Annotated in this window: 8 protein-coding genes and 1 pseudogene; 2 read left to right on the top strand and 7 right to left on the bottom strand. The window is 48.9% G+C overall.

The features are described 5' to 3' along the window. Positions 1 to 620: 620 nt before the first annotated feature. Both B5D40_RS12725 and B5D40_RS12720 read right to left on the bottom strand, forming a co-directional pair. Positions 621 to 1,526, bottom strand: coding sequence for a DMT family transporter (locus B5D40_RS12725; protein WP_078777212.1), 906 nt, complete (start codon positions 1,524 to 1,526; stop codon positions 621 to 623). Positions 1,527 to 1,553: 27 nt separating this feature from the next. Then, the gene (locus B5D40_RS12720; RefSeq protein WP_078777211.1) at positions 1,554 to 2,345 is read right to left on the bottom strand and encodes a phosphatase PAP2 family protein; all 792 of its coding nucleotides are present in this window, start codon (positions 2,343 to 2,345) and stop codon (positions 1,554 to 1,556) included. 329 nt (positions 2,346 to 2,674) lie between these two features. Here B5D40_RS12720 and B5D40_RS12715 point away from each other — a divergent pair, with 329 nt between their 5' ends. Beyond that, entirely contained in the window at positions 2,675 to 3,631 is a 957-nt protein-coding gene (locus B5D40_RS12715; protein WP_073305321.1) for an ArsR/SmtB family transcription factor, read from the top strand. 234 nt (positions 3,632 to 3,865) lie between these two features. Next, on the top strand, positions 3,866 to 6,463 hold the full coding sequence (locus B5D40_RS12710; RefSeq protein WP_078777210.1) for a hypothetical protein: 2,598 nt from the start codon (positions 3,866 to 3,868) through the stop codon (positions 6,461 to 6,463). Positions 6,464 to 6,491: 28 nt separating this feature from the next. Here B5D40_RS12710 and B5D40_RS12705 read toward each other — a convergent pair whose 3' ends face one another. The 5 genes and pseudogenes from B5D40_RS12705 to B5D40_RS12685 all read right to left on the bottom strand — a co-directional run. After that, positions 6,492 to 7,577 carry a toprim domain-containing protein gene (locus B5D40_RS12705; protein WP_078777209.1) on the bottom strand — a complete coding sequence of 362 codons (1,086 nt, stop codon included), beginning with the start codon at positions 7,575 to 7,577 and terminating at the stop codon, positions 6,492 to 6,494. A 122-nt stretch (positions 7,578 to 7,699) separates the two neighbouring features. Then, positions 7,700 to 8,809, bottom strand: a complete 1,110-nt coding sequence (locus B5D40_RS12700; RefSeq protein WP_078777208.1) for an HNH endonuclease family protein — start codon at positions 8,807 to 8,809, stop codon at positions 7,700 to 7,702. Between the two features lie 31 nt (positions 8,810 to 8,840). Next, positions 8,841 to 9,809, bottom strand: a complete 969-nt coding sequence (locus B5D40_RS12695; RefSeq protein WP_078777213.1) for an adenine-specific methyltransferase EcoRI family protein — start codon at positions 9,807 to 9,809, stop codon at positions 8,841 to 8,843. 441 nt (positions 9,810 to 10,250) lie between these two features. Continuing rightward, a complete protein-coding gene (locus tag B5D40_RS12690) occupies positions 10,251 to 11,300 on the bottom strand; it encodes a hypothetical protein (protein ID WP_143394381.1) in 1,050 nt (349 codons plus the stop codon). Positions 11,301 to 11,729: 429 nt separating this feature from the next. Next, a pseudogene (locus B5D40_RS12685) lies at positions 11,730 to 12,164 on the bottom strand (hypothetical protein); the annotation flags it as partial.

Genomic DNA, 12,164 nt, shown 5'->3' with positions numbered 1-12,164 from the left:
CCCATGAGTCTTAAGAGTTTTACTCTTTTAGACGAATTGTCCCTGGAAGGGAGCCTTTGCAAAAGCGTGCAAGGCGAATGTTGCGCAGCAAGCTTGCTTGCAGGCATTATCTTCGAGGAGACTAGTAGTATTCGTCATTGCGTACCCACCAAGGAGAAAATCAGTCATATTTGAAAGCGACCGTCATTGCGAAACCCGGAGGGGTGAAGCAATCCTTTCCCGCTGACAAGATTGCCACGTCGCTACGCTCCTCGCAATGACGAGGTGCCAGCACAGATTGCTTCGGCTTTGCACAATTCGCCTAAAGGAAGCAGAGCTTCCAAGGCTCATGGGGCGCTGCATCCCTGAAACTAGGAATCTCCGATTCCGTAGTTGAAGTATCCCTGGAAGGGACAATTCGCCTAAAGGAAGCGAAGCTTCCAAGGCTCATGGGAAAGCGAGCACCTCGCAGTCTGCGAGAAGAAATTCCCCTTGTGAAAAAGAAATTCCTATATTGAAAAAAAGAGTTCCACTTTGCGAAAAAGATGTTCACACTTTGAAAAAATTTTTAATTGAGAATATTTGGTGGAAGATCGTATATAATTCCCCACTTTTTAACCCAAGCCTAGACTCGTTGTTCTTCAATGCTCCGTTTTCTTTTTACGATGATCCTGCCATTCTGCAAGAATCATTCCGAAAAGAATCAGCCCCGCTCCAATACAGGCAAAAACCGTAATCCGTTCCGACAGAAAGAGAACCGAAAGAATTATGGAAACCAGCGGAATCGCATAGATGTAATTCGACGCGAGCACCGTTCCAATGACGCGCAAAGCCCGATTCCAAACCACATAGCCAAATAGCGACGCGACGACTCCCAAAAAGAGGAAATGGGCGACGACCTGTCCATTTTTAAATGCAGCCCAGGGAACGTCCAGCCCCACCAAAGCTAAAACCGGAAGCGACGTCAGCGTTCCGTAAAAGAAAATCTTTCGCGAAATGAAAAGCGACGAGTAGCATCCGGAAAGAGGCCGCACAATCAGCGAATAAACCGTCCACGCCAAGGCTGCAGCAAACGCCAGAATATCGCCCACCGGAGAAAGTTTCAAAATAAATTTTCCATTCAAAACGACCAGAGCCATTCCGCACAAAGTAATTACCGAACCCGCAATCTGTCTTCTGTTCAAGCGTTCGCCCGGAAACAGCGCTCCCGCAACAATCATAGTCAGCAGTGGATTGGCGCAAACAATCAGAGACACGTTGGAAACGAGCGAGTATTCCAAAGCCGTATTTTCCGCAATGAAATAAATGGATCCGGCGGTAAGCCCGCAACACGCAAGCATTCCTTCGTGTTTCCAGCTGTCCGCAAAGAATTTATCGTGAGAGAGCAGCAAAAGAATCAAATAGGCAAAAAGAAAACGCAGCAGATAAATATGGGTCGGCAAAAAGCCCGCATTCAAAAGAATTTTTGTCGAAACAAAACTGGCACCCCAAACGGATACCGTCAAAATGGCGAGGATATGCCACAAAAAAAGCGAAGGATTTTTCATCGCTTTCAAAGATAAAAATCACGCCCCTTAAAAACGGACGCTTGCCCCCAAATAGCCGGGAAGCGCCACCAGGGAAACCCGCGAAGAGCGGTGCAACTGCAAAACGGCAAAACTTCCCAAAGAACCGACAAGGGCTCCGGCCAAAACATCCGTCGGGTAGTGCTTCCCCGCCCAAATCCGCAACACGCCGACGCTCGCCGCAGCCGAAAGCGATACGCTCCAAACAAGAGGCGCATAAGGGGAATTCGGATTTTTCGCATCGTACCACATTCCGCTGAAAACGGCCAGGGCAAATGCCGCGCTCGTATGCCCGGAATAAAAAGAACCCCAAGCTTCCCCGCGTTCCAAATCCGCCCCCGAAGCGTATAATTCCGGGCGCGGCCACAAGCGAGAACTTCTGAGCAGCAAATTGATTCCGCTCGTCCACAAGCCGATTTCCACGGCACTCAACAAGAATACGCAGACTTCCCCGGCATCGCTTTTGTCCGTCGCCCAATTGTAACCCTCCCATGCAAACGGCAGGAGAATGCCAAGCGACATCCAGTCGCTAATGCGATCGGTGACCTTGTTCTTATTCCCCGCAAACGGCCTGTCCCACGGCAACAATTCGCTTTTATCCGGCAAATCCCGGCGAGGTTCCATATCCGCATACCGCAGGGAGCCCCACAAAGAAACCCCGGTACCTAACACGAGCAAAGGAACATCCGTTTTCGCATTCCAGGCAAACGTTTTTTCTTCGGCAAATGATGGCGACGCTCCCCAATGCAAAACCATCGAAGCGGCGATCAAAAAGAAAAAAAAGGAAAAACGGGAGTTCATTCGGCAACTTTTAAAAAGGGTTCCGGCAAAGTGCTTCGGCAAGCTCACCAACCATGGTTCGACTAGTTCGACAACCGGTCCCTGAGCTTGCCGAAGGGCACCTACCGGTTTGAAAAAACGTCATAACGAAATGCAGAGCGACAAAGCCATTTTGTAAACACCTCTCTAGCCACGCCGCTATTTGCGCACTTCCGAACGTCTGAACGACGAGATAGTGCCATAATCTAAAGCCTCTTGGAAAGACGGTCTGCACGGCAAGTCGCCACCGCTTTATTGAAAATGTATTTTTAGAAGTCGCCATTATTCGGAAAATAAGATAGATTTATTCCATGGAAAAAAAAAGCTCCGCCCTAGAACCGCTCATTCCAACTCTTGACCTTTTCAACGCGGTCTCCGACGAGACCCGACTTAAAATTCTGATGATTCTATCCCGTTCAGAATTTACGGTAAACGAATTGAAAGAAATTCTAGGCATCCACCAATCGAATGCCAGCCGTCATCTCGCCAAACTTTCGAGCTGCGGGCTCCTCAAGGACCGGCGCGAAGGGACCAAAGCCTTTTACGGACTTTCCGACGACCTCTATCTGAGCAGAAAACTCTACGACATGATTTCCAAGGCCTGGGAGCAGCTTTCCGATTTGGCGCTCGTCGAAAGCAAAGTGGAAGAACTTCTGGTCGCCCGGCGGAACAGCAACACAGCAAAATTCCACAAGCTTTCCGAAGCCGGCGGGAGCCTGAAAGCCCAAATTTCCCTTTTCGCCCATCTGATGCTCCCCTTTGAACACGCTATCGATATCGGTTGCGGCGAAGGCGGCGACTTGAGCTTTATGCTTGCGAACCGCTGCAAGCAAGTTACCGCCATCGACATCAACGAAACCACCGTGAAAGGCGTGATGGACATCGCCCGCGAAAAAGGCACCGAAAATCTGAACGCGATTTGCGCCGATATGCGAAAAATTCCCCTCCCGACAGGATGCGCCGACCTGGTTTTAATGAGCCAGGTTCTGCACCATGCGCCCAGCCCGCAAGAAGCCCTGGCCGAAGCCGTCCGACTTTTGACTCCTGGCGGAACCCTTGCCCTGCTCGACCTTGCGGAACACCAGGAAGAGGAACTCCGCGAATCCCATGGGCATCTCTGGCTCGGGTTCAGCAAAGAACGCATCCAGTTCCTGCTGCAAAACCTGCCCTGCCGAATCGATACTTCGGAAATCATCCAGAGCGAAATTTCTACCGAAGAAAAGCTTCCCGCCATCTGCGTCATCGTGAAAAAAAATTTGCCGGCATGATATTCTTTTTTCCTTTTTTTAAGTAGATTTATCTTGGTTTCAAAACAAGGAGTGCCTTTATGGGAAAATTCGTCAAAATCGTCGGGATTGTCACCGTCTTCCTGCTTTCTCTCTTTTCGATTTACCACATCGTCCAATCCCGTTCTTTGGATGAGAACGCCGCAGACTGATTAGAATCCCTAAACTGAAGTCGCCGCCTTTCGCAATAAGGCGGTTTTTTATTACCTTGCGAATATGAAAAAAGAATCCGTAAAACAACTTGGAACTTTCGCCGGTATCGGCATCGCCTTTTTCCTTTTTCTCCTTTTTATTTTTCGGGCCTTCGTATTCGACGCGAATACGCTGATGCTCAATTCCGACCAGCTGAACGGCATCGGCAGCAAGGTCGTTCGGGCGCAAAGCCTTGTCCTCTCGGAATGGGACGATTCCCGATTGGGCGGAGTTCCAACCATCGACGCCCTGTTTGGCGACGCCTACCACCCGCTGGTTCTTGTCGAATTCCTGACGGATCCCGCCCGCGCCGTCGGATTTAAATTCATTTTGATCGTATGGGTCGCTTTCTTGTGCGCGACTCTGCTCGCCCGCTCGCTCTCGGGAAGCCTCGCCTGGGGAACCCTTTTCGGTTTTCTATACGCCTTTTCTCCGCAGTACTTTTCCTACGTCTATGGCGGACACGACGGCAAGATGATGGTTTTCGCCGTGGCGCCTCTCGCCATTCTCGCCATTCGGAAAATCATTCGGGAAGGCAGCCTCTTCTATTTTATCGTCTTCACCCTTTCCATCGTCTGGATGATTCTCGGGTCGCATTTGCAGCTCACCTACCTGTTCCTCTGGGGTGCCGGATTTTACGCCCTCTTTGAAACCCTCGCCCTCAACGCAAGCTGGAAAGTCCGCTCCAAAAAATTGGGAATCGCCGCAGGAGCGCTGGCAATTGCGTTGGGCATTTCCGCATTCCAGATAATCCCGCCCTACCTTTACACCACAGCGGAATCCGTCCGGGGAACCGGAGAAAAAACCAATTACGGGCACGCAAGCAGCTGGTCGCTTCACCAGGAAGAGTTGGCCTCGATGCTCATTCCGGGATTTCTCGGCGTGGATGTTTACGAGCAGAAAAACGGAGCGGCAGGACCGGAACTTTCGGGCAGTGCGCTCATTACAGTGCCCTATGCCGACATGCAAAAAGAGGGATTGCAGGGTTCGCCTTTCTACTGGGGGCACAATCCTTTTAAACTGAACCACGACAGCGCGGGCATCGTTCTCACATTCCTCGCTTTTCTCGGATTTTTTGTGCGCAAAAGCCGGCGAGCCGCCATTTTCTGGTTTGTCGGAGCCGCCGTCGCCCTCTCTTACGCGATGGGCGCGCATTCCCCGCTCTTTAAACTCTGGTTCGCCATTATCCCCGGCATGAAAAGTTTCCGTGCGCCCAGCATGGCCATGTTCTGGCTTCCGCTCGTGATGATGATGATGGCGATTCCCGTCATCCAAGCGTTCAACCGGCCCGAAAATCGCCGGAGCCTCAAAGCTGGCCTCATCATGTTCCTTTCCCTTTTGGGACTCGCCTGCATCGCCCGATTCTCTTGGACAAGCTTTCTGGGCATTCCGGGCTTTTTGGTTTCCATCGCCTATGGCACCGTCCTGATTGCCGTCATCAACATTCTCGACCGCGACGCTCCATTTAAAATGGACGAATTCATCCTTGCCTTCAAATCCAAATTCCAGGGTTCTTCCAAGCTGGAACTCGGCGCGCTCTTCGTCCCCTTCCTCCTTACCGGGCTATTTTTTCTCTCCGACCAAAATCTTCTCGCCGACCCCGTCACCGCAGGCTACTTCAAAAGTTTGAATGAAAACGTCATGCGTTACTCCGCAAGCAAAATGATTCCGAGCTTGATTCTGGCAGCCGCCGCCATTTTAGGGGTCTGGTTCGTGTGCGCCACCCAAAAATCCGCGCTGCAAAAAGCATGGATAGTCGGAGCCATCGCCGCCGTGGAACTTTACACCCTCGACGCGACATTCATCCAAAACGTGCAGGCGAGCGAATACGCCCAACCGACACACCCCATTATCCGCAGCATCCGGGCAGAGCATCCGAACGCGACCGAACGCCCGCGGGTCCTTTCCATTTCCCAGACGCAGGCCTTCAGCTCCAACTCGTTCCCGCTTTACGGAATGCGCAACGCCAGCGGATTTCACGACAACGAACTCGCAAGCTACCGGCTTTTCCGCGGAGAAAACAACGAAAATTATCTCTACAACATAAACCAGGTGATTCAAGGGCAAGCGCAAAACGCCTTCCTCGACCTGATGAACATCGGCGATGTCATTTTCGATACCCGCGCCGGCGTGCAATACGTCCCTCTGCAAAACAGCGAAAGCGACGGCAGACTTTATGCCAATTACACGGTACAAAGCGATTCCGAAGCCGTCCAATCTCTACGCAACGGAATGGATTTTAAAAAGACGATCATCCTTGCCGAAAAGCCCGAAGGATTTTCCGAGTCCGATGCGGTGACGGGTTCCGCCAAGCTGGTCGCCAGCCCCAAAATGGACAACCTGACCTATAAAGTCCATGCAGACCGCCCCGCCATCATGCTTTCGTCGGGCAATTTCCACCGCTACTGGAAAGCGACGGTCAATGGGAAGCCCGCCAAAGTTTACAAGGCTTTTGGCACGTTGCGAGCCGTTGTCGTCCCTGCGGGCGAATCGACGGTCCGTCTGGAATATAAATCCGACGCCGTGCGCATTTCGCTTTGGATTGGACTCATTTCGCTTTGTATTTTCGTTATCGCCGTAGGAACGGTTTGGGTGCTAAAGCGGAAAACTAAACTGCAGTAAACTCGGAGGGGGAGGCGAAACGCCCCCGCTACTTCTTTCCGCCAAACCAAGAATTGATATCCTGCCCTTCGGCCATACGGAATTTTTCCAAAGTCAGCCCCGCCCCCAAAGGCGCCGCATCGATTCCCGCATTCTTCAATACCTTCAAAATGCTCTCGGTCCCGATTCTGCCCGCATCGTCTTGATCCAAGCAGACGACGACCCGCTTATTTCGAAAAAGATTTGTCCATTCCGGTTTGAACGACTTCACTCCCGGAATTCCCACCGAAGGAAATCCCCTGTCCATCATGGTCAAAGTATCCACGCACCCTTCGCACAAATAAATCCAGCCGGGTTTTCCATCCAAAAGCGAGACGTTGAATGGAAACGGCACGGACCCGCGCAAGTTCAATTCCTTCGGTTGCGTCTCCGCATCGATAGCCCGCGCCTGAAAATACCGCGGAATAATTTTTTCGTCGATGTAAGGGAAAAGCAGACGATGCTTGTAATAGCGCAGATTGCCCTTTTCGTTGTAAAGTCCCGCTTTTTGCAACACTTCCAAGCCGAACTTCTGTAGAAGTTCCCGATTCACCTTGTCGTAGTCCGAAATAAAGCGCAGCCGCGTGGAGTCCCACGTTTTTTTGAAAATGCGCCGTTTGATAAGCCACGCCGACGCCGGAGTGTTGTCCACGGGAGAAAGCATTTCAAAAAAGGCGAGAATGATTTTGGTGCGTAAAATCGGATCGATTTCGGGTTCCTGTTTTCGATGAAGCGGTTTTGCCAAAGCCGCGGCATTCCGATTTAACGAAGAGCCATTTTTAGAAACGCCCGCCCCTAGCGACGAATCCGGAAAAAATTCCGCACGCAACCAGTCCACGGCTTTCTGAAAATTCCAGTCCAAAGTCAATTCCACTAGCCGAATGACATCGCCGTGAACATCCGGACAGACCCAGCAATTGAAAAGCCCCTTCGATTCCGAAAGCGAAACGCTTGGCGTTCTGTCTCCATGAGCATGGCGCACCGCATAAGGGCAGCGGATCTTTCCACGGACAACTTGAAGTCCCAAGCGTTCCGCCACCTGGGTAATCGAAAGCGAGGCTTTCAGGGCGTCGATATCTTCGCGGGTGTTGGGCATTTCCCATAAAATAATAAAACCTTTTGAAAACGCCCATTTTTAAATGACTTTCTCGGGCAAAACAAACGGGGAAGACGGCGTTCCCGCTTATCTTATGCGCATTCCGCGTTTTTTAGGAACGCCTATTTATCGGATTTCCTCCTGTTGCAATCCCTGCAGAGCATTTGGCAATTTTCCAATAGGGTCTTGCCGCCTTGGCTCCAGGGCGTAATGTGGTCGGCTTCCATTTCCGCGATTTGGAAGACCTTTCCGCAGTCGGGGCAATCCGGGTTTGCGCACTTGCCTTGCTGGCGTTCATAAGCGGCAATTTTCTGCGCATCGGAAAATTCGCGGATGGAAAGGAATTTTTCCTTGCGGGTCAAAAGATAGGGATAAATTCCGCGTTTGTTGGTCACGTCGTCATCTAGCAAGAGTTTTTGCGTTTCGGCTTCCAGCTTCTCCGTATCAAAAAAATCGTCCTTGTAATCGTTGTAGAAAAGCCCCCAGTCCTGTCCCTTCATCAACTTGATGCGTTGCTTTGAAGCGTTGAACGTAGTCCTAATCCATTCGATGACGTTTTGGAAATAACGCCACAGCGCTCCGGCGTTCTGGTCGTGCTGGTGAATTGCCATGTATTCGTCAATGGCTCCTCCGCTTAGCCAGTAGATGGCCGTTTCCAAATAGTCTTGACGGATGGCGGAACCGTTCAAGAAATCCGCTCCGATTTTCTGCGCAGCACAGCCGTTCTTGCTAAAGTAGCGCTTAGCATCGCTCACCCAAGGGCCTGCATACACGGCGTTGCGAAGTTCCTGTTCCGTCAGTTTTTCGCCTGCGATGTTGATGGTGCGGAACCAGGAGAGTTTTTCGGAATCCGTACCGGAGCAGACATAGACCATGAGCGGGTAGTCCAAAAACTTCTGCTGCTCGTCATCGGCGAGATTCTTGAAGTAGCGGAAATCGAAGGCGAATTCATTGTCCGCATATTGGCATATCGAGATGGTGCGCTGTTGCCCGTCAATGACTTCGAACGAGCCGTCTTCGCGGAGAGCCCAGTACACCACGTTCAGCGGGAATCCCTTGAATACGGTATCGATGACGGCTTCGCGTTGCTTTTCCTTGTAGATAAATTCTCTTTGATACGGCGGACGGATGTCGAGTTTGCCGCCGAAGGCGACCACGCGGCCTGTTTCGTCATCATTCTCGTAGCCTTCCACAAGGTCGCGGATTTTGATTTGCTTGAGTTCGATTTTCATAATTTAATGGACAGTGGTTAGTGATTAGTGGTTAGGAGTTTCTTTGGCGGCGACGGATGAGGACGCGTTCATAAATTCTTTTGCCTGCTACATACGGCGCCCCCTTCGGCATTGAGTCTGTACTTGTTCCAAGAATTTCAAATTGTTCCGGGTTATACTTATTTAGGAAGGTTATCGGGACTCCCATGACCCCGTCATAATTTTCGGGAATTTCATCGGTTTTGTTGACATTGATGGCATCGTAATTGTCATAATGCGGATACTCTTCAGGAGAGTATTTCTTATAGAAAATCAAGTCTTCATGGCGCTTTGGCAAGTCAAGGTTGGTAAACCAACACGCATTGCCAAGACTCCTCCATTTTTGACCAGTTTCATCAACCCAAAAGCGTGTTTCTCGCGGCTCGTAGTAATCGGGAACCTTAAATTTCATATCTCCCGCATGATTGCCCAGCCAAATAAGATTGTCTCTAATCAAAGGAAAGATTTCAACATAGTGAATTGCATTCTGATTCCCTACAATCAGAAACTTCTTCCCAAACCCTATTAACTGCGCCACATACTCCCTAAATAAACTAAAGGGCGGGTTTGTCACCACGATGTCTGCCTGTTCCAAAAGCTCAATACATTCGGCGCTGCGAAAATCGCCGTCGCCTTCAAAATAATGAATGCCGATTTCTTCGGGGTCAGGGACTCGGTTGCCGTTCTTGTCGCCGAAGTATTCCAGCCAAATCGCCCGCTCGGAATCGTTCTGGCTGAACAGGTCACGTTCCTGATTCTTGTAGCAGGTGGTAATCAGTCTTTTCAAGCCCAAGTGTTCAAAGTTGTAGGCGAAGTAGTGGAAAAAGTTCGACACCCGTGGGTCGTCGCAGTTGCAAAGGACTGTCTTTCCCTTGAAATGTTTCTTGTAATGTTTCAGCTCGTTCTCGATATCCGAGAGCTGGGTGTAAAATTCATCTTTCTTGGCGTTCTTCGCGCTATTCAACTGGCTGTTCTTTGCCATGGGCCGCTCCTTGGAGCTTTGCCCTGATTCGGCGCAATCCGCATTCACAAACAAAAAAGGCGTGAAGTTGAATGCACTTATCCGCTCTGAGGTTACGACCAAGTACCCTATCGAAATAAGCACAAACAACTCACGCCCCAAAACGGGCGACAGAAAACACGACAAATGTTGGATGGATTGCTTCGTCACCTTACGGTTCCTCGCAATGACGTTCCTGTTTGCCGTATCTGTCGAAATACGCCCGAACGCACTGTAGATGTACAGTACGCCAAAACGTATTCACGTGAGCGTTCGTCCCATTCTCCCGATTGAAAAATTTGGTCGTATTTCAGAGCGGAGAACGAGAGCAAATACTCTTCAAAAATGTCTATGGGAAAGATAGAATTAAAAATTCCCCCGGCAAAGCCAAGGGAAAGGCAAAATCGCCTTTAAGAATAAACTTTATTCCACAGTCAATGCGATGCTCAATTCGGCATCGTCATAGGAATACGGGCTCCACGCATCGGACATCAGGTAAGTCAGACTGCCGTCATCGTTGGAAATGATTTTAAAGAACCCCGGATCCGTAGACAAATAGGGGCCCCACCACGATTCATGATGATACGACTTGACTCTCAATACAGGGACGCCATCCTGAAGCAAAACGTCCGGAACGGTCTTTATCGTCGGATCGGTAACATGGTATCCGTGATAGGTGCCAAGGGTCGCAAACGAGCCATCGGCCTTGGCGATTTCTATCGTCGTTTGTGCGGCACTGTTATACCAAACCAATTGATACATGGCGTTTTTCTTTTCCTTTCCCCAATACGGAACTGTTCTGAACGCGTTTTCAATCGCCGTATTGATTTTCTTGTAGCTCAGTAAATGAGGATTATAGTAGGATTTCAGCCATTCATGGTAATGACCGCTTTCTCCGCCAAAATCACTTCCATCGTCGGAGCAATTCGGTTCACCTTCGGGAATTGAAAACGCAAGCCTCGCCAAATTTACAATAAAATCGTTCTCGTTCGCCAGAAACCAATCAGGATTCTTATCGGTCGGAACGGCTATATTAAAAGAATAAAAATGCTCGCGAACAGAATCGGGGAACGAATTGAAAGCCTTATATGTGTACATACCGCCTTGGGAATGTCCTAATACAAAAGCCCTAGATTTATCTTGAACAGATTGCATTAAAGCGGAGTTCAGTTCATTTTCTGTTTCCTTATTGGAGACAGTAATATCCATCCAAATTTCGTCTTTAAATTTTTCATATTCTAGAATCTTTTGTGCAATGTCTTCTGGGAGAGGGAAATGTTCGGCAATAAAACTTGCCGCCGACAAGAAAGCCAAATACCCAAAATTGACGGCATAACTTTCTAGACCCAATTCTTCCATTTTAAGATAAAGCGTTTGAATCGCGTCAGTGTAGATGTCCTTTGAAGTCTTATTGAATACCAAGGACGTGGATAAGGTATCTTCAGGAAATTGCAGCAACAATTCATTTCTCAAAAAAGAAAAAAGAGTTACAAAATTATCATACGCATTATTTCGCGAATTATAACCAATCCCATTGACAGCAAAAAAATTCGTTTTCAAGTAATAGTTTTCAGAGAGAATATTTTCCTTTTTTAAAATATTCGAACGATAATTTGTATTAAATTTTACACCATTTGAGTCAAACAGCGAATCCGATTTATTCAAACCAATTGCTTTGCCATTTCTTATCCGAATCTTTTTCGAATGATTTGCCGTTTTCAAAAAATAGACGCCATCCGAAGACAGATGCCCTATAGGAATTTTTCCATTCTCAAAATTTTGACATAAACCGCTAAACAGAATTTTTCCTTTTATATCCGTTATGCGGCATCTGTTTTCCGCCCCCCCAAGAAAATGAAATCATCAGAAAGAGCAAAGCAATGCTAACCAAAATTTTATTCATTACTTCATCCTCTCTAACTCTAAAATAGCATTATAAATTTCCACACCCTCTGCGACGCTGTTTGGATAATTCAATCCTTCTTTGACTATTGCGGGCAATATTTTTCCCACAAAGGCCCTATCTATTTTATCATCAAACACAATTCGATCCAATGTATTCAACAGATTCGCTTCAAATAGCTTAAAGCTCATATTTTCTTTTGCGCCAACATCATTAATAAGAGCGATTCCCAAAGAAATCAGAGATTGGGACGGCAGCAATTCCTCATAGGCCATTTGCGGGTTATCGTAGAAGGCGGCCCACTGCCTCTGTATGGCGCTGGCCAAGTAGCGATAGGCGGCCCTTTTTTCGGGGCTGTCGGGAATTTCCGCATCTATCAGAGAATCCAAGTCGTCCCGGACGCCATTCCCATCCTTGTCTTCTCCAAGAATTTT

Origin of the sequence: Fibrobacter intestinalis, assembly GCF_900167415.1 — a bacterium.
GTDB classification, from domain to species: domain Bacteria; phylum Fibrobacterota; class Fibrobacteria; order Fibrobacterales; family Fibrobacteraceae; genus Hallerella; species Hallerella intestinalis.
The sequence above is the reverse complement of the archived record's forward strand: the minus strand, read 5'-3'. Positions and strand labels throughout refer to the sequence as shown.